This is a genomic window from Aminobacter sp. AP02 (genome assembly GCF_003148805.1).
GTDB lineage: Bacteria > Pseudomonadota > Alphaproteobacteria > Rhizobiales > Rhizobiaceae > Aminobacter.
This window is the reverse complement of sequence record NZ_QGGX01000005.1, coordinates 18,167-35,705: the sequence shown is the minus strand read 5'-3', so window position 1 is coordinate 35,705 and position 17,539 is coordinate 18,167. Positions and strand designations below refer to the sequence as shown.

At 63.1% G+C, this 17,539-nt stretch carries 20 protein-coding genes and 1 pseudogene; 12 read left to right on the top strand and 9 right to left on the bottom strand.

Going from position 1 to position 17,539, the window contains the following annotated elements; genetic code table 11:
* Nucleotides 1-8: 8 nt before the first annotated feature.
* Nucleotides 9-230 (top strand): DUF6500 family protein, encoded by a 222-nt coding sequence (locus tag C8K44_RS07510; protein ID WP_109575163.1) that lies wholly within the window; start codon nt 9-11, stop codon nt 228-230.
* Nucleotides 231-425: 195 nt separating this feature from the next.
* On the opposite strand, the gene C8K44_RS07505 is transcribed toward C8K44_RS07510, so the two are convergent.
* On the bottom strand, nt 426-1,364 hold the full coding sequence (locus C8K44_RS07505) for a diacylglycerol kinase family protein (RefSeq protein WP_109575162.1): 939 nt from the start codon (nt 1,362-1,364) through the stop codon (nt 426-428).
* A 225-nt stretch (nt 1,365-1,589) separates the two neighbouring features.
* Here C8K44_RS07505 and C8K44_RS07500 point away from each other — a divergent pair, with 225 nt between their 5' ends.
* Nucleotides 1,590-1,994 carry a hypothetical protein gene (locus C8K44_RS07500; RefSeq protein WP_109575161.1) on the top strand — a complete coding sequence of 135 codons (405 nt, stop codon included), beginning with the start codon at nt 1,590-1,592 and terminating at the stop codon, nt 1,992-1,994.
* A gap of 131 nt (nt 1,995-2,125) precedes the next feature.
* Here the strand turns inward: C8K44_RS07500 and C8K44_RS07495 are convergent, their stop codons facing one another.
* Both C8K44_RS07495 and C8K44_RS27455 read right to left on the bottom strand, forming a co-directional pair.
* Nucleotides 2,126-2,368: a DUF1344 domain-containing protein gene (locus C8K44_RS07495; RefSeq protein WP_109575160.1), complete on the bottom strand. Its 243-nt coding sequence runs from the start codon at nt 2,366-2,368 to the stop codon at nt 2,126-2,128.
* Nucleotides 2,369-2,602: 234 nt separating this feature from the next.
* Complete coding sequence (locus C8K44_RS27455; RefSeq protein WP_158282717.1) at nt 2,603-2,755, bottom strand: hypothetical protein; 153 nt, start codon at nt 2,753-2,755, stop codon at nt 2,603-2,605.
* A 76-nt stretch (nt 2,756-2,831) separates the two neighbouring features.
* Here C8K44_RS27455 and C8K44_RS07490 point away from each other — a divergent pair, with 76 nt between their 5' ends.
* On the top strand, nt 2,832-3,089 hold the full coding sequence (locus C8K44_RS07490) for a SemiSWEET transporter (protein WP_109575159.1): 258 nt from the start codon (nt 2,832-2,834) through the stop codon (nt 3,087-3,089).
* Between the two features lie 9 nt (nt 3,090-3,098).
* Here the strand turns inward: C8K44_RS07490 and C8K44_RS07485 are convergent, their stop codons facing one another.
* The 3 genes from C8K44_RS07485 to C8K44_RS07475 form a co-directional block, all read right to left on the bottom strand.
* A complete protein-coding gene (locus C8K44_RS07485; protein WP_109575158.1) occupies nt 3,099-4,052 on the bottom strand; it encodes a DUF3137 domain-containing protein in 954 nt (317 codons plus the stop codon).
* Between the two features lie 154 nt (nt 4,053-4,206).
* Complete coding sequence (locus C8K44_RS07480) at nt 4,207-5,184, bottom strand: CapA family protein (RefSeq protein ID WP_348626322.1); 978 nt, start codon at nt 5,182-5,184, stop codon at nt 4,207-4,209.
* 132 nt (nt 5,185-5,316) lie between these two features.
* A complete protein-coding gene (locus C8K44_RS07475) occupies nt 5,317-6,417 on the bottom strand; it encodes a glycosyltransferase family 4 protein (protein ID WP_109575156.1) in 1,101 nt (366 codons plus the stop codon).
* A gap of 253 nt (nt 6,418-6,670) precedes the next feature.
* Here C8K44_RS07475 and C8K44_RS07470 point away from each other — a divergent pair, with 253 nt between their 5' ends.
* The 3 genes from C8K44_RS07470 (at nt 6,671) to C8K44_RS07460 (ending at nt 10,798) form a co-directional block, all read left to right on the top strand.
* Nucleotides 6,671-7,105, top strand: a complete 435-nt coding sequence (locus C8K44_RS07470) for an SH3 domain-containing protein (protein WP_109575155.1) — start codon at nt 6,671-6,673, stop codon at nt 7,103-7,105.
* Nucleotides 7,106-7,214: 109 nt separating this feature from the next.
* A complete protein-coding gene (uvrB, locus tag C8K44_RS07465; RefSeq protein WP_109575154.1) occupies nt 7,215-10,205 on the top strand; it encodes an excinuclease ABC subunit UvrB in 2,991 nt (996 codons plus the stop codon).
* Nucleotides 10,206-10,369: 164 nt separating this feature from the next.
* Nucleotides 10,370-10,798: a glyoxalase/bleomycin resistance/extradiol dioxygenase family protein gene (locus C8K44_RS07460; RefSeq protein ID WP_109575407.1), complete on the top strand. Its 429-nt coding sequence runs from the start codon at nt 10,370-10,372 to the stop codon at nt 10,796-10,798.
* A 45-nt stretch (nt 10,799-10,843) separates the two neighbouring features.
* Here C8K44_RS07460 and C8K44_RS07455 read toward each other — a convergent pair whose 3' ends face one another.
* Nucleotides 10,844-11,455: a glutathione S-transferase family protein gene (locus C8K44_RS07455; RefSeq protein ID WP_109575153.1), complete on the bottom strand. Its 612-nt coding sequence runs from the start codon at nt 11,453-11,455 to the stop codon at nt 10,844-10,846.
* Between the two features lie 243 nt (nt 11,456-11,698).
* On the opposite strand from C8K44_RS07455, the gene C8K44_RS07450 reads away from it, so the two are divergent.
* The 3 genes from C8K44_RS07450 to C8K44_RS07440 all read left to right on the top strand — a co-directional run bounded on the left by C8K44_RS07450 (nt 11,699) and on the right by C8K44_RS07440 (nt 13,482).
* On the top strand, nt 11,699-12,133 hold the full coding sequence (locus tag C8K44_RS07450; protein ID WP_109575152.1) for a hypothetical protein: 435 nt from the start codon (nt 11,699-11,701) through the stop codon (nt 12,131-12,133).
* Nucleotides 12,108-13,088 (top strand): 4-hydroxy-tetrahydrodipicolinate synthase, encoded by a 981-nt coding sequence (dapA, locus tag C8K44_RS07445; RefSeq protein ID WP_109575151.1) that lies wholly within the window; start codon nt 12,108-12,110, stop codon nt 13,086-13,088. Before C8K44_RS07450 ends, dapA begins: the two co-directional genes overlap by 26 nt.
* Before the next feature lie 124 nt (nt 13,089-13,212).
* Nucleotides 13,213-13,482: a hypothetical protein gene (locus tag C8K44_RS07440; RefSeq protein ID WP_109575150.1), complete on the top strand. Its 270-nt coding sequence runs from the start codon at nt 13,213-13,215 to the stop codon at nt 13,480-13,482.
* Nucleotides 13,483-13,513: 31 nt separating this feature from the next.
* On the opposite strand, the gene C8K44_RS07435 is transcribed toward C8K44_RS07440, so the two are convergent.
* The gene (locus C8K44_RS07435; RefSeq protein ID WP_146203915.1) at nt 13,514-13,957 is read right to left on the bottom strand and encodes a hypothetical protein; all 444 of its coding nucleotides are present in this window, start codon (nt 13,955-13,957) and stop codon (nt 13,514-13,516) included.
* A gap of 17 nt (nt 13,958-13,974) precedes the next feature.
* Nucleotides 13,975-14,460: an Lrp/AsnC family transcriptional regulator gene (locus C8K44_RS07430; protein WP_109575148.1), complete on the bottom strand. Its 486-nt coding sequence runs from the start codon at nt 14,458-14,460 to the stop codon at nt 13,975-13,977.
* Nucleotides 14,461-14,560: 100 nt separating this feature from the next.
* On the opposite strand from C8K44_RS07430, the gene C8K44_RS07425 reads away from it, so the two are divergent.
* The 3 genes and pseudogenes from C8K44_RS07425 to C8K44_RS07415 form a co-directional block, all read left to right on the top strand.
* The gene (locus C8K44_RS07425; protein WP_109575147.1) at nt 14,561-15,772 is read left to right on the top strand and encodes a diaminopropionate ammonia-lyase; all 1,212 of its coding nucleotides are present in this window, start codon (nt 14,561-14,563) and stop codon (nt 15,770-15,772) included.
* 130 nt (nt 15,773-15,902) lie between these two features.
* On the top strand, nt 15,903-17,255 hold the full coding sequence (locus C8K44_RS07420; protein ID WP_109575146.1) for a serine hydrolase: 1,353 nt from the start codon (nt 15,903-15,905) through the stop codon (nt 17,253-17,255).
* Between the two features lie 72 nt (nt 17,256-17,327).
* Nucleotides 17,328-17,507: pseudogene (locus tag C8K44_RS07415) on the top strand (peptide ABC transporter substrate-binding protein); the annotation flags it as partial.
* Nucleotides 17,508-17,539: the final 32 nt, after the last annotated feature.

Sequence of the window (17,539 nt, the reverse complement as noted above, 5' to 3'; positions counted from 1 at the left end):
ATTCTCCAATGCGGCCGAGCCTGCGTGCCAAAATACTTGACGTCTGCGCGCGCAAGATCGCCGCCAAGGTTCCAGATGTCGGCCTGTCCTTCTACGCCTTCTTCGCCAACAGGAACGACGATCCGGAGCTTCTGATGGAAGCCGCAGAATGGTGGATCCGCACCCACAGGCTCGACCATTTCGAGAAGGCAACGAAGATCGAAGCGATGGTCAGGGCAATGGACGGCTAGCAATCTGCGTCGAGCTGCCCCTCACCCTTACCCTCTCCCCGTAAAGAACGGGGAGAGGGAGGGCGTCGGCGTTGCGGCTGCGTGCCTTCTCCCCGTCCCTTACGGGGAGAAGGTGCCGGCAGGCGGATGAGGGGCAGCGCTGCGAAATCAGGCACATAGCCCAAGTTCCCGACTCTCCCTCTCAGCCCCGTTGAATCAGCACCTCACCTTCAGCGCCTTTGGCACCATCTCATAAGTCGCCGGGATATGCCCGGGCGATTCCCCGTCAATGTCGACGAGCGCTGCATTGGCGAGCGGATCGCCCAGCGGCTCGACCGTCACCTTGCGGCCGCGCAGGATGGTAATCGCGGGATGATTGCGATGGCGGCCGCCGTAAAGCAGCCGGATGTCGAAGATCAGCCTGAGCTTGCTTGCGGCGCGCAGGATTACGATGTCGAACAGCCCGTCATCGGGTTCGGCATCAGGGGCGATCATCATGCCGCCACCGAAGAACCGTTCATTGGCCACCGCCACCAGTGCCACCCTGGTCTCGACCGGGGCGCCATCGTCGACAACGATGCGCACGTCCTGGAAACGGTAGCGCAGGAACTCGGTGACCGTGCGCCAGAAAAACAGCGCCTTGGCCGAAACGCGGCCCTTGCGCCGGTCGGCGTTCACTGCCCGCACAGTCGCGCCCGACATGCCCAAGCTTGCGATGTTGACGAAATGGCGGCTCGCCAACCGCCCATGCTCGTCGATGAAGGAGATGCGGCCGGCGTCGATGAGACGATCCTTGCCTTCGGCGATGCGTGCGATCGCAGCCTTGACTTCCGCCGGAATGCCCATGCCGCGGGCGAAGTCGGAACCGGTACCGCATGGCAACACGCCGAGGATTGTATCTACCCCGGTCTCGGCCTGCATCTGCAAGATCCCGTCGGCCACTTCGCTGATCGTGCCGTCGCCTCCGGCAGCGACCACGATCTGGCAGCCCAGCGCCACGAGATCGCGCGCGATCACCGCACCATCCCCGGGCTCTTCCGTCTCGCGCATCTCGACATCGCCGAAGCGTTCGGAAAGTGCCGTTGCAACTTCCGTCCAATGCGTTTCCAGCCTACCGCCGCCGGCCACCGGATTCCTGACGACGCCGATCTTCACGAAACCATACCCTCCCCCGCGGCATAAGCGCCGCAGCCACCGGCGCCATTGTTAGCCGCTGCCACGATTGCGCAAGGGAAAGGTTGCGAAGTTCACATCTACGGGGATTTCCGGACACAACCTGAAGCCGAATGATGGACGCCACCGTCATGCCATGATTGCGGCCAACTGGCGCCGCGATCGCAGTTGAGAAATCCTTCGTGACCAACCCGAAGGATTCGGACCGTGATCAAGTCAGCCCTTGTCGCCATGACCATCGTCGGCTGTGACTGCGATGCCAAGCTTTGCGAATACATCGGCGAGACGCCAGCGCAGTGGACCACCGTCGCAGACTGCGAGGCGTCGATGAGGAGCCGCATCCTGCGCGAAGGCAATCATGACTATCCGCTGGTCACCGGCATCTGCCGCACTACGACCTTCGCCGATCCGCAGCTTGCATCAGCCACCGCCACCCAGCCCGAAGTCCAACCGGCCGCCTATGCCGGCATGCCGCAGGACAACGGCTCGGTGCTCTACCGCACGGCCCACGGCTATGCGCTCGTGCGTTCCGGGCTCGATCGTTTTGCCGATGGCACCTTGGCCGCGGCAAAGCGCTCGTCCAACTGGCTCGCCGAAAACATCGGTTTCTAAAGCCTCTATCGCGCTTCAAAAAACGGCCGACCCCAAGGGGCCGGCCGAAAGGTACTTGGAAGGTGTCGAGAATATCGCTCGCCCGGCCGGGGCGCATGGCAGCACCGCCGAGGCGAGTTCGCAAAGGAGGTTTAGGAGGCCTTCTCGATCGCGGTCACGGCACCTGTGGTGTCGTCAACGGTCACCTTCACCTTGGCGCCGGCGGCAAGGCCATCGACCTTGATGCTTTCCGGCACGACATAGATCTTGCCGTCGTCAAGCGTGATCGACCGTGTCGCCGGATCGACCGACTGGACCGTGCCTTCGATATCCGCGGCGTAAGCGGCACCGATGAAGGCAAGCGAAGCGACGGTAGTTGCAAGGAACTTGTTCATGTCAGGTACTCCCGTTCTATCTCGTCCTCGCGGGCTTCGCTTTCGCAGCAAGACCCGCCGAACGACCTGGAGACTGACCGCCGAGCCGGCAAAGGGCAAATCACGTTGCGTGAAATTATCCAACAGAATCATAAGCTTATTTCTGCCACATTCCGACGTAACCACCCTCCTTCGCGCTGATTTGCAATGATTGCGAAACCACCGTCTCCCTTGCCAGCCATGGCCTGGGCCCTGTCACATCACCGTCATCGCCTCGCCACCCCATGGCCGGATTTCCAGATCAGCGATCACAAAACGACATTCCGACACACGCGAAGGCAAATTTCCGAGGCGATCTCGGCACGATGCCGCGACGTTTTGCGCCGGCTTTTCGTTGATCCAGCCCATTGCATCCGCTTCACAGCCCAGAGCCAATCTGGCATAGGTCGCGCCGCACGATTTGTGCCTTAGGGAAGCTCCCGCCTTGAACCCCCTCTTCGAAATCGTCGGCGCCGTCGCCGCCATCCTGACCACGCTTGCCTGGCTGCCGCAGATCATGAAGATCCTGCGCGAGCGCAAGACCAGCGACATCTCGCTTGGCACCAACGCGGCGCTCGCCACCGGCATCTCGCTATGGATCGTCTATGGCGTCGCCATCGGCTCGCTGCCGGTAATCCTGTCGAACTCGATCACGCTGGTCTTCATCCTCGCCATCGTCGGCCTGAAGCTGCGCTTCGGCTAACTCCACGCCTCAGGTGCCTATCTTGCGCACCAGTGCCGTGATGGCCAGCAACGTCGCCATGTCGGCGATCATCGGTTCGATATGTGCCTTGTAGTCCAGCGGCACGTTCGAGGCTGGCAGCTCGAAGAAATTCCTCTTGTCCGGCAACAGCAGAAAACCGTCCTTGCCCTTGAGGGCGATACGCGCCGGCTCGCCGGGCCACGCCTCCTTGAGCCAGGTCAGCGCCTGCGCCATCTGGCCTGACACCAGCGGCTGCGCTGCTTCGACATTTCCGGTCCGGAAGTCGTAGGCCATGTCCAGTTCCTGCACGCCAGACCTGACCTCCTTCAGACCGGTGCCGAAGATTTCGCTGAAGAAGCTCATGACCGCATGCGTGCGGACCGTCGCGATCAGGGTGCCGTCGAACGGCTTGACCATGTCGAAAGCGACGATGACCCCATCGAACAGCTCGACATCCGCCTTGCCGGAGCGCCGCCACAGCGCCGCCTCGTAGAGCTCGAATGAGAACCCGTCGTAGCTGCCGGAGATGACGTCGTCGAAGAGGCTGGCGTCATAGTTTCCAACGGTCGCGCGCGGCAGCCGCGCGAAGCTTTCCGGCGTCACGGCCTTCTGGAGCCTAAGGTCCTGGACGAAGCCGAACACGATAGGCAGCAACTTGTCGCGCAGTGATGCCTGCAGGTTACCGCCGGCGCTCGAAGCCAGCACATAGACGGCGAAGGAGAGCAGGAAGCCTGCCAAATAGAGGTAGATGTGCAGCGTCGAGAACCACTGCTCGTAGGGATCGGCGCCAAGATTGAGAACCATGGCCAGGCCGAGGACGACCAGAACGAGCAGGCCAAGATAGAGCGGCACGCGCCATCGCACCGATCGAGCGGCTGCCTTGCGCTGCGCCTCGTAGGCCTCGATGTCTCGCCTGATGCCCGCGACAACCGCCTCGTCAGGCATGAAACCTGCTGCACTCATTCACCACTCCCCAATACCGGCATCGCTGGCTGGCCCCGTCGAATGATAGCGGCTTCCGCGCGAAAGTCGCGGTGTCTTTCGCCGGCACGCACAGGCGCAAACCCTGTGAAACCAAAGACATGGCGCAGCATGCGGAATCAAACTGCCAACGCCGCTAGCCTGGCGCGAACACGACATTCCACCGCGCCCGTACCTTACCCCCCAGTCGCCCCTCGACTTTTTCCAGAGGCAGCATCTTCTCGCGGTCGCCGTCGCGCAGGCGCACGAACGGCACCACGCGATAGCTGGCGATCTGCCCGCGCGTTGCCGAATCCGCACTGACTTCGACAACCAAGATAGCCCCGATTCGCCCCGGCCAGGTTTGGCGTGACAGGGCCGTGCCAAGGAAGTCGCCGAGACCATAGGCCACCAGCGTTTCGCCGATGCGGGCAATGGGCTGCACGACATGGGCGTGATGCCCGGCTATCAGCCCGACACCCAGTTCCGCCAGTCGTTGCGCCCAAGCGCGGGTCCGAGGTTGCGGAAAATGCCGGAACTCCCAATCCCAGTGCGGCACCGCGCAAACCAGGTCCGTCCCGTCAGAAAGCCCTTTGTCGGCGGCGGCAAAGAAATCGTCAGCCATTGCCACCCGCCCGGTAAACTGCCCGGCAGGCGCATTGCGCCATTGCGTGAACGCAACAAGCCCGAGCGTCAGCGGCCCAACGGCAACTTTGGTGAGCGTAGGCGCCGTCCCGATCGTCGCAATGCCAAGTGTATCGAGTGCCGTCCGCGTCGCCTCGAACCCTGAAATGCCTTGGTCGAGCACATGGTTATTGGCAAGCGACAGCACCAAACGACCCGGTGCGACGCCCACCGCCTCCAGCGCACCGGCCAAAAACCCGCGCGTCATGGCGTGGTGCGTGCCGACCAGGGTGCCTAACCTCGCGCTCGGCATGTCCACGATGGGGCTTTCGCAATTGCCGACAACCAGATCTGCCGATCCCAGAAGCGCCGACAGTTCAGTGTAGCACACCGGCGGTCGCCGATTGGCCACAGCGGAGATATCGCCGACAAAGGCCAGCCGCACGCTTATGCCGGGCTTCGGCAGGAACGCGCCGTACGCCGGCAGAAAGCCCGACGCGTCGCCGTGCAACGACGGCTTGAGAAAGCGGCCAGGCCAGGAAACCTTGTAGGAGAAAGGATAGTTGGACACGCTGCGCCCGTATTTGACCGGCTCGACCCTACCAGCAGTTCATTGCGCGCGGCTGGCGCTTTCAGCCAACCGCTACTTTTGCCGGCGTCCATTGCCGGATCGTCCGACAGCGACGCGGTAGACCGCGTCGATCTCTGGCACGATCGACTGGGGGGCAAGACGTTCAGCTACAGTCTTCCTGGCCGCCCGGCCGATCGTTTCACGCAATGGAGCATCAGTGGCTAGTCTCGTCGCCGTCTCGACCATGCGCCCGACATCGCCATGCTCGAAAATCCAACCGTTGATGCCGTTGCGCAGCAACGCCGACGAATAGCCGACATCAACCGAAAGCACCGGTAAGCCGGTGGCCATTGCCTCGAGAGTGGCAATGGGCCCCTCCTCCGACTTCGAGGTGCAAAGGTATACATCCATGGCATGAAGAAGCGCCGTTGCGTCCTGTCGTTCGCCCGTCAGATGCAAGCGGCCGGCGATTGCCGGATCAGAAATGGCGGCGTTCCAAGGATCGCGGCGGGTAAAGTCGGACAGTCCCCCCACCAGCAGCAACTCAGCATCGACGCCCGCGGCCACCAGGCCCTGCAATATACGTACGGCATCGATCTGGTTCTTGCGCTCGGTGATCTCGCCGACCGAACCGACGACGAAAGCGGACGCGCTGATACCCAAATCGGCACGTGCTGCGCCACGACTCTGCGGTGTCACCGTCGCGACGCTGTCAACGTCGAACATGTGTCGGACAAGGTGCATGTTCCGCCGCCGCACCAGCCAATGCGACAGATAATAGTCTGCCGTCTGCTGGCTCGGTGCGATGACCGCGTGGGCAAACAGCCACGGCAGCTGGAACTGCCTCGTATGTGCCGTCATGACGATCGGCGCGCCGGACGCGCAGCGAAACACCAGTCCGAACTTGTTGGCTCGGCTCCCGTGCGTATGTACCACGTCCGATCCCCAGTCTCGGATGGCATAGCCAACGCGCCTGATCTCGTCCGGTTTGGTGGCAAAGCCTGATGCCATCTTGGTGAGGGGACCGGAAAATTGCTGACGATCAATCCATGAATTGGGCGTGTGTACGAGCATGACCTCGTGCCCTGCATCGAGCTGCGCCTGGATCAGCGTCATCGAGCTGGTCGACACTCCATTTAGCCCGCCATGGCTCATCATGTGCGCGATCTTCATTGCGCTGGCATCTGCAACAAACGGTTGGTCGGGAAGGTCATCTGGCGTCCGGATCGGGAACTGAATGGACGCTCTCTAACATCCCCCGACGATCAGGCATACACGGCTTGTGCCGAAACATCGCCGCGCACCCATGGCGTTTGCCGTTTGGTTACGCAGGCATAAAGGATAATGGCACCAGCACACTGGCGCGCCCCGGAATAGACAGTAATCTGCAGCCGGCCGGAACTAGATCCGGTCTGGAGCACTGCGCATGATTTTTCGAAGACTTGTCTCTGCCGCGACCATACTCGCAGGCTTGGTAATTTTACCGGCCGCCGCCTCGGCAGCCAATGGCTTTACAACCGGCAACGTCAACGTGCGCGCCGGTCCAGGAACACGCTACGCCGCTGTCGGAATGCTTCTGGCCGGCACGCCGGTGGACATACGCAGCTGCCAGGCAAATTGGTGCAACGTCCGCGGCGATCGCCTTCGCGGTTGGGTCTCCGCCAACTTCCTGACGCGCGCGAACTATCGGCCTCCGGTGGTCGTGGTCCCGCCGCCGATCTTCGTCCGTCCCCCGGCTTACCGCCCACCCTACTGGAACCGTCCTCCCAGCTGGAATCGCCCGCCGAGCCCACGCCCTCCCAGGCCAGGCCCACCCGGTGCCAATTGCAGGATCGCTCCGGGCTTCCCTTGCCCACGGTGACCACCTCCTGACAGCCTGATGTCAGGAGCGCCTGCATGCGTCGCGCGGGTGCCGGCTTTCCGGCTCCGGCGCTCTTTTCATTTCAGCCGATACCGCCCATATTTCGCCCATGGCCAAATCTCCTGACAAGAAATCGACCGCTTCGGCGGCTGACAACCGTGCCGCGCAGCGCAAGCGCGGTGGCAATGGCGTAACCGACTTCCTCGACGCTTCCGAGCCATTGAACCGCCCCGGCTTCGGTGAGGCACCGCAGGCCGCATTGTCAGGCGCGCCGCTGTCAGGTTCGATCGCCGACTGGGCCGACGAGATCGCCAGGGAGGCCGAAAAACCTCAGCCCAAGCCCAAGAAGATCCCCGAGAAAAGCTCCGCGCCGACGCGCTCGTCACGCGGCACCTCGATGGGCGGTGCTGCCTCAGCCAAGGATCGCGCCGCTGCCGGCCTCAACCCGGTCGCCGGCCTCGACATTTCGCTTGAAGACGCGGCCTCGCTTTCCAATTCCGGCGTCACCGCAACCGTGGCTGCGCTGTCGGCGCTGATCGAAAGCGGCAACCCGCTGCACAAGGACGGCGAAATCTGGGTGCCGCACCGCCCTGCCCGCCCGGAAAAATCCGAAGGCGGCATCCAGATCGTCATGCAGTCGGAATTCGAGCCGGCCGGCGACCAGCCCACCGCCATCAAGGATCTCGTCGAGGGCGTGAGCTCGGCCGAGCGCACCCAGGTGCTGCTCGGCGTCACCGGCTCCGGCAAGACCTTCACCATGGCCAAGGTGATCGAGCAGACACAGCGTCCGGCGCTGATCCTGGCGCCCAACAAGACGTTGGCCGCCCAGCTCTATTCCGAGTTCAAGAAGTTCTTCCCCGACAACGCGGTCGAGTATTTCGTCTCGTATTACGACTATTTCCAGCCCGAAGCCTACGTTCCGCGCACCGACACCTATATCGAGAAGGAATCGACGATCAACGAGCAGATCGACCGCATGCGCCACTCGGCGACGCGCTCGCTGCTTGAGCGTGACGACGTCATCATCGTAGCCTCGGTCTCCTGCATCTACGGTATCGGCTCGGTCGAGACGTATACGGCGATGACCTTCCAGATGTCGGTCGGCGACCGGCTCGACCAGCGCCAGTTGCTGGCCGACCTCGTTGCCCAGCAATACAAGCGCCAGGACATCAATTTCGTCCGCGGCTCGTTCCGGGTGCGCGGCGACACGATCGAAATCTTCCCGGCCCACCTTGAGGATTCGGCCTGGCGCATCTCGCTGTTCGGCGACGAGATCGACTCCATCACCGAGTTCGACCCGCTCACCGGCCAGAAGACCGGCGACCTCAAGTCGGTCAAGATTTACGCCAACTCGCACTATGTGACGCCGCGCCCGACCTTGAATCAAGCCATCAAGTCGATCAAGGAAGAGCTGCAGCACCGCCTGCAAGAGCTTGAAAAGGCTGGCCGCCTGCTCGAGGCGCAGCGCCTGGAACAGCGCACCCGCTTCGACCTGGAGATGCTGGAAGCCACCGGTTCCTGCGCCGGCATCGAGAACTATTCGCGCTATCTCACCGGCCGCCGCCCCGGCGATCCGCCGCCAACGCTGTTCGAGTACATCCCCGACAACGCGCTCGTCTTCATCGACGAAAGCCACGTCACCGTTCCGCAAATCGGCGGCATGTATCGCGGCGACTTCCGCCGCAAGGCGACGCTGGCCGAATACGGCTTCCGCCTGCCCTCCTGCATGGACAACCGGCCGCTGCGCTTCGAGGAATGGGACGCCATGCGCCCGCTTTCGGTCGCGGTGTCTGCGACGCCCGGCGCCTGGGAAATGGAAGAGGCCGGCGGTGTCTTCGCCGAGCAGGTCATCCGCCCAACCGGCCTGATCGACCCGCCGGTCGAGGTGCGCCCGGCAAAAACCCAGGTAGACGATGTCGTCGGCGAGATCCGCGCCACCACGCAGGCCGGCTATCGCACGCTGGTCACGGTGCTGACCAAGCGCATGGCCGAGGACCTGACGGAGTACCTGCATGAGAACGGCGTGCGCGTCCGCTACATGCACTCCGACATCGACACGCTCGAGCGCATCGAGATTCTCCGCGACCTGCGCCTTGGCGCGTTCGATGTGCTCGTCGGCATCAACCTGCTGCGCGAGGGCCTCGACATTCCCGAATGCGGCTTCGTCGCCATTCTCGACGCTGACAAGGAAGGTTTTCTGCGTTCCGAAACGTCGCTGATCCAGACTATCGGCCGCGCGGCAAGAAACGTCGACGGCAAGGTCATCCTCTACGCCGACCAGATCACCGGCTCGATGGAACGCGCCATGGCCGAAACGACGCGCCGCCGCGAAAAGCAGATGGCGTGGAACCAGGCCAACGGCATCACACCGGAAAGCGTCAAGTCGCGCATCTCCGACATCCTCGACTCGGTCTACGAGAAGGACCACGTCCGCGCCGACATCTCGCAGTTCACCGACGAAGCCGGTGCGATGATCGGCAACAACCTCAAGGCCCATCTCGAAGCGCTCGACAAGCAGATGCGCAACGCCGCCACCGATCTCGACTTCGAAAAGGCGGCCCGCATCCGCGACGAGATCAAGCGCCTGCGCGAGATGGAACTGGCGATCTCGGACGATCCGCTGGCGCGCGAAGTCGAGTCGCAGAGTCCCTCGTCGGGCCGCGAAAAAGGCAAACACAACAAGGGCGTGGCCAAGCACCGCACGGCCGAGGAGCAGGAGCGTTTTCGCAAGCTCGACGAAGCGCGCGCCGCCGAGGAAGCGGCCAAGGCGGCACGGCCCAACCTGTTCCGCAAGCCGCATATCGACGACATGGGCCCGGGCACCGACATGACCACGCCCGCAGGTGCCGTCTCGCGCTCGCTGTTCAAGAAGCAGTCGGCGGCCGAGGCCCATGGCTCGGATTATGGCGTCCCCGACGATGGCAAATCCCTGTTCAGGAAGAATGACCTGGACGAAATGACGGTGCGGCGCACCGAAAAACCCGTCGAGGGCGTCAAGCCGATCAAGCGTGCCAAGATCGGCGCAGGTTCCTACGAGGATCCGGCGGAAGCCGCCCGCGAGAAGAGGCGGCCAGGCAAGTCAGGTCGGCCCGGGCAATGACCCGGCTTTGCCCCAAGCCTGACTGAAAAAAGTTCGGCGGGCCATGTCGGTTTCCGCCCGCTTCGCTCGTCCTTGAGGCGAGGCATCGGCCGATGGCGGTTCACGATGCCCGGAACAGACGCCGCCAAGGCGGCGATTGGCTCAAGCGAGGAACGGAGAAAAAGATGTCGGAAGCACAGAAAGTCGAATATCCCGCCGCGAAGGTCCTTGGCGGCCTGATCGCCTACCTGCAGGTCGACGGCGCCTTCAAGGCAGCCGAGTTCTACAAGCGCGCCTTCGGCGCCGAACAGGTATTCGCCTACCCGCCGGACGAGCAGGGCCGCACGATGCACGTGCACCTGTACATCAATGGCTCGTCCCTGATGCTGAGCGACGCCTATCCCGATCACGGCCATCCCCACGAAAAGGCGCAAGGCTACACCATGCAGCTCATTCTCGGCGACGACATCGACGCGTGGTGGAAGCGCGCGGTGGACGCAGGCTGCGAGGTCGTCGCGCCGCTCGACGTCATGTTCTGGGGCGACCGCTGGGGCCAACTCCGCGATCCCTTCGGCATAAGCTGGGCGATGAATTCTCCGGTCAAGCCGGCCTGACGCCGTTGAAACTTGCTGCACGCCGCAAGGGCGCGCAGCAATCCCTCAGTCGTGCGTTTCGCCCGACAAAGGCGTCGCCAGCATTGAGGGGCGCTTTTCGAATGCATCGAACCAGCGCGTCAGCCGCGTCCGGCCGCGAAACGACGGCAAGTCGCGAAACGCCATCCACGACAACGCAGTCGCCAGCGCCACATGGCCGATATTGAGAGCGTCGTCATCGAGCGACGCTTCGAGCCAGTCATAGGTCGCCTCGATCTTTTCCCTGAAGCCGTCTGCAAGCGGCTCATAACGCAGGAGTTCCGGTCGCCTCTCGGTTTCCCAGCGCAAGCCAATGCCTGTCTGCGCCAGCCCTTGCGCCACGGCCTGCAGCCGCAGTGCCTGCCAGCGCGCCTCGCCGCGCTCGGGGATCAGCTTCGGACCGTCATGCAGCGTGTCGAGAAAGTCGCAGATGACATCGGAATCGAAGATCGGCTCGCCGTCCGGGCGCAGTAGCACCGGCACCTTGCCGAGCGGATTTTCGGCGTAGACGCTGGCGTTGCGCAAGGTCGGGCTGGTTTCGTGATGGATCACCTTGAGCCGATCGGCGATACCGACCTCATGGGCGAAGACGAGCGCCTTGCGGGCAAAGGGTGAATGGGTCTGGTAATAGAGGATCATCGTTTTTCCGTGCGGATCGGCAGTCGCTAGTCCGTGCCTTTCTAGCCCTTGGGCGGAGAGTATTGCGCTCTCATTGCGCTCGGGGGACGCAAGTTCATTGCGCATCAGCCCACCCGCCCGATGCCTTTCCGCTTCAGCGCCGCGGTCCAGTTCGGCAGCCGCAATCCCTATGCAATTCCTATAAAGCTGGTCGTTACCCTCTCTCGAATTCACACGCGATGACGGACTATCTGTTCCCTCATCATGAAGCCGGAAAACATCCCCGCGCTGGCCGAACGTGTCGCAGACATCAGGATCCTCCGCGAGCACCACGTCTGGGCCGCCGCCGACATTCTTGGCTTGGACGAACTCGACGACAGATCTCGCCGAAAATTCCGGACGCTCATGGAGGCCGACGCATTGGTCGACGCGGTGCTGTTGCTCGCCGCCAATGCCGAGCCGCCGAGATCGATCGAAACCATCAGGAACCATGCCGGGCGCTGGGTCTGCTCCACGCGCCATGCCTTTCCAGGCGGCAGCCGGTCCAGCACGGCCGAACATGCCGACCTCGCGGCGGCGGTGCTCGCTGCGCTGCTGGTGAGCTTTCAGCAGCCGTCCGCGCATCGTCGCCGGCGAACCACTTCTTTCCTCCAGCTTGATCGGGCCGACAGCCATGACCACCCCAGCCGCGACCATTGAACAGCTTCGCCAGCGCCTGTCGGGCGCGCTGTCCGCCCTCGTCACACCCTTCAGGAACGGCGAGGTCGACCTGAAAAGCCTTGGCACGCTTGTCGAATGGCAGATCGCTGAAGGCATCAACGGCCTTGTTCCCTGCGGGACCACAGGCGAGGCTCCGACCTTGTCCTGGCACGAGCGCATGGCCATCATCCGCCGTTGCGTGGGCGTCGCTGCCGGGCGCGTGCCGGTCATTGCAGGCACCGGAACCAACAGTACGGATGCGACGGTCGCCTACACCGCCGCCGCTCGCGATTTCCGCGCCGACGCCGCCCTTATCGTCACGCCCTACTACAACAGGCCAACCCAGGCCGGAATCGTCAGGCATTTCGAGACAATCGCCGCCAAGGTCGACATTCCGATCATTGTCTACAACGTTCCTGCGCGTACCGGCATCGACCTGACAACCGCCACCATCGAGCGGCTGGCCGACATCCCCAACATCGTCGGTTTCAAGGACGCGACCGGAGACCTGTCGCGACCGATGACGCTGGTGCAAAAATACGGCGACCGCTTCGTCTGGCTGTCCGGCCACGACGCCACCGCCTTCGGCTTCAACACCATGGGCGGCAGCGGCACCATCTCGGTGGTTGCCAATCTGGCGCCACGCCTTTGCGCCGCCCTGCACGGCGCCTGCCGGCGTGGCGATCCGCACACGGCACGGGAAATCCAGAACCGCCTGCGCCCGCTCATTGCGGCGCTCGAACTCGAAACCAACCCGGTGCCGGTCAAGCACGCGCTTCACCTGATGGGAAAGATGTCACCAGATGTCCGGTTGCCGCTGATCGAGGTCGAGCCGAATACGGCCCTGGCTATCCGCGACGCATTGTCGGTGCTGGACAACGGGGTACGTCCCACGCGCTCGCAGCGCCCCGCACGCGTTGCCTCCGGCTCTGCTTCGATCGGCCGGCATTTATGAAATCCAGATTTCTTGGCGTCATGCCGCCCATCGAATTCATATGGCGGGCGCATCACATCACCAATGCAATGCTTGCATCAAACGCACGGCAATTCGCCGTGAAGATCGAGAAAGGCAAACCACAATGGGCACGCTGGCTCGCGACATCCATCCCGCTTCGACGCTCCACCGCTTCATGGTTGGCCGCGACCCCCAGGGGCGCTGGGTTGTCAGTGACGAACTGGGCATGGTTGGCGGCATCTTCGCCGACAAGGAATCGGCCGTCAGGTTTGCCCTGACCGAGAGCGATCATATGCCCGGCGCCGTATTCTGTGCGCCCTGCGAGGTCACGCTCAGCCTCGACCCGCTTTCAGATTTGGGCACCGCTGCTGTAGCCGTTCCCGGCCGCCACTAGGGGCAATTTAATCTAGCTCCAATGTGGCAATTCACGGCTCCATCGGGCTGTGGTCCAATGCCCGATTGGCTGCCACTTCCAGGCAGTTGGTGGGAAAGGAGCACATGGCCATGGCAAGTCTCGGCACTGTCGCCTTAGCAGCCGGCATTCTGGGCACGGCAATGACATTTTCGGACGCCGGTGCCGCACCGGTGGCATCCGCGCCATTCGATCTGACCTTCCTGTCCAGTTCGGGCGGCGCGGACCTCATCCTGATCGGCAAGAGGTCGAGCGGTGTGTCGAAATCGACGAGCACGTCGAGTGCGAGTTCGACAAGTTGCTCGAACGGCACCTGCTCCTCCGACAGCGATTCAAAGAGCGATTCCGGCACGAACTCGTCGACCAGCACCAGCACGTCGACAAGCAGCAGCTCATCCAAGAACAACAACCGGTCGACAAACTCGAACTGATCTCGGCACAGCCGGGCAGTCCGCATGCTTCGGCGGGCCTTCTTTAACCTAGCGGTACCGTCAGGCCCGCCTTCACCCTGTCCATCGCCACCAGCGTGCGAAACCGCCTGATGTTGGGATTGGCGAAAAACAGCCGCCGTGTCAGCGCCTCATATTCTCCCATGCTGGCGACCGTGACGACGAGCACGAAATCCGCCTCGCCGGTGACGTAGTAACATTGCTGCACTTCGGGAGCACCGGCAAAGCTCGCCTTGGTCGCGTCGAGCAGGTCGATCCGCTCGCTCTCCACCTCGACCTCGACGATGACCGTGATCGACTGCCCGACCTTGTCGGGGTCGACCACGGCGACATTGGCGGCAATAACGCCGCTCTCCTCCATGCGCTTGATACGCCTTTGCACCGCCGGCGCCGAGAGGTTGACGGCCTCACCGATCTCGCGCTGCGGCGTAGAATTGTCGCGTTGCAGGATGTCGAGGATCTTCAGGTCGAAGGCGTCCAGATCGTTTCCCTGCCCGGCATGTTTCAACATCAGCGTCCTCGCGAAACAAACTTGCATCACGCGTCGCCAATTAGAGCGCCTTTCTCTGTCGTCACGCAATATCAATGCATGGAAACAGGAGCCCCTCGTCATGCTTATCCGCAACCAACACCCCGACTATCGCAAGCCGCTTGAAGCAGTCGATGCCGAAACGCTCGGCATCGCAGCAGCCGAAGCGGTCGAGCGCTTCCTGTCGCACCGGCCCAACCATCGGCCCACGCCACTCCGTTCCTTGCCCGCGCTCGCCCACGGGCTTGGCCTTGGCACCATCCACCTCAAGGACGAAGGCTATCGTCTCGGCCTCGGCAGCTTCAAGGCGCTCGGCGGCGCCTATGCGGTCATCCGCCTTGTGCTTGAAGCTGCGGAAAAGGAGCTCAAACGTCCGGTCGAAATCGCCGAACTGTACAGCCCGGAAGTGACGAGAATTTCCGCCGCCATGACCTTCGGCTGCGCCACGGACGGCAACCATGGCCGCTCGGTGGCGCAAGGAGCGCAACTTGTCGGCGCGAAGTCGGTCATCTTTGTCCATGGCGGCGTCAGTGACGCGCGCATCGCAGCCATTGCCCGCTATGGCGCCGAGATAACGCGCGTTGCCGGCACCTATGACGATTCCGTCGCCGAAGCCGCCCGCGTCTGCGACCAGAACGGCTGGACCGTGGTCTCCGACACGTCCTGGCCGGGATACGAGCGCATCCCCGGGCTGGTCATGCAGGGTTATACCGCAATCATGCGCGAAGCCCTCGAAAAGCTGCCGCTGCCGCCGACCCATGTCTTCGTCCAATCAGGTGTTGGCGGCATCGCCGCCGCGGCTGCCGCCTATCTGGCCAGCCGCTTCGGCGCGGCACGCCCGACATTCGTCGTCGTCGACCCAGCACGTGCCGCCTGCATCTTCGAGACCGCGCGTACCGGCAGGCCGGTGAAGCTGCATCACGGCGAACCAACAGTCATGGCGATGCTGGAGTGCTACGAGCCTTCATTGCTTGCCTGGCGCATCCTGTCGCGTGTCGCCGATGCCTTCATGACCGTCGAGGACGAGACCGCGGTCGAAGTGATGAACCGCCTCGCCCGCCCGCTCGGACATGACCCGGTTGTTGTATCGGGCGAAAGCGGCGGTGCCGGCCTCGCCGGGCTGCTGACAGCCGCCCGCGATCCAGGCATGCGCGCAGCGATCGGCCTCGACGACAAATCGCGCGTGCTGCTTGTCGTCACCGAAGGCGCCACCGACCCCGACCGGTATCGCGAACTTGTCGGCCTCACCCCTGCCGATCTCATGAGCAACGCAGCGTCGATTGAGGTCAAGTGACCAGCAGGGCCTCGCCTTGTCCCGCGCCGGAACAAGGCGAGCCGCCCTCTCCCGCAGTTTCGACATGCTGCTGCAATGTCCGCTCGATATCAGCCGCCATCCGGTCTGAGATGAGAGGGCATTTCGCGCGATGACGGTTTCTGTTCCTGTTCAAACAGCCTCGCACTTTCCTTCCGATGCCGAGATCAGACGCATCCTCGCCGAACGCATCGACGAGCAGCGCCAGAGCCTTGGCATCGTCGTCGGCACCTTTGGTCCGGACGGCCGCCACATCGTCTCGCACGGCAATTTCGGTGCCTACTACGCCCGACCGGTCGATGCCGATACCGGCTTCGAAATCGGCTCTATCACCAAGGTCTTCACAGCCCTTGCACTCGCCGAGATGGCCGGGCGCGGCGAGGTTGGGCTCGATGATCCGGTCGCCATGTACCTGCCGGCCACCGTCCATATGCCCCGGCGCAATGGCCGCGAGATCACCCTGATCGACCTCGCCACCCACACCTCTGCTTTGCCGCGCCTCCCTGGAAACCTCGCGCCTGACGACGTCGACAATCCCTATGCTGACTACAGCGTCGATCAGATGTACGCGTTCCTGTCCGCCTATGAGCTGCCCCGCGACATCGGCAGCCAGTACGAGTACTCCAATCTAGGCATGGGCCTGCTTGGCCATGCGCTGTCCCGCCGTGCCGGCCTTAGCTATGGCGCGCTGGTGCGCGAGCGTATCCTTTCGCCGCTCAACATGCGTTCCACCGCCGACACTTCGGCCGTCTACATGAAGTCGCGCCTCGCCAACGGCCACGACGCCAAGCTGATGCCGGTGCTGAACTGGGATCTGCCAACGCTTGCCGGCGCGGGCGCGCTCTTGTCCACCCCCGACGACATGGTGAATTTCATCGAGATGCTGGTCGGCGCCAGGTCCTCACCGCTTGAGGCCGCACTCGCGACCACGCTTTCGATTCGGCGCCCGATCGGTGCCGAAGGCGACGAGACCGGGCTTGGATGGGTCATCTCAGGCAGCGGCGACGGCCAGATCGTCTGGCACAATGGCGGCACCGGCGGCTATCGCGCCTTTCTCGGCTTCATGCCGGCAAAGGGCGTCGGCGTTGTCGCTTTGTCCAACACCGCGACCGAAATCGGTGTCGACGACATCGGCAGGCACCTGCTCGACGGCAGGAACCCGCTGGCCGAACCGCCAAGAGAACGCGTCGCGGTCACGCTCGATCCGGCAACCTACGACCGCTATGTCGGCGACTACCCGCTCAGCCCCGACTTTGTGCTCAGCATCACCCGCCACGGCAACGGCCTTGCTGTCCAGGCCACCGGGCAGTCACGGGTGGAAATCCTGCCGGAGAGCGAAACATCGTTCTTCTGCACTGCAGTCAATGCCCAGATCACCTTCGATGTCGATTCCCGCGGGCAGGCAAAAGGCCTGACGCTTCATCAAAACGGCGTCGACCAGCCAGCAATGCGGGTAGATGAATAGCCCACTCCCCAGAAGTCCTGCGCAAGTGTACATTAGCCCCCCTGATATTTATCAGGCATGTGTGGGGGCGATATGCTGAGACTGGCAGCAGCACTCATTGTTGCCCTGATTTCGTCGAGCGGCACCTACGCCGAAACGGTCTATCATCGCGGCAATACCCACGAACCGGGTTCGCTCGATCCGCACAAGGCTTCGACGGTCAACGAAGCCCACATCTTGGTCGACCTGTTCGAAAGTCTGGTAGCGTACGACGCCCGCGTAGACATCAACACGATGAACATTCA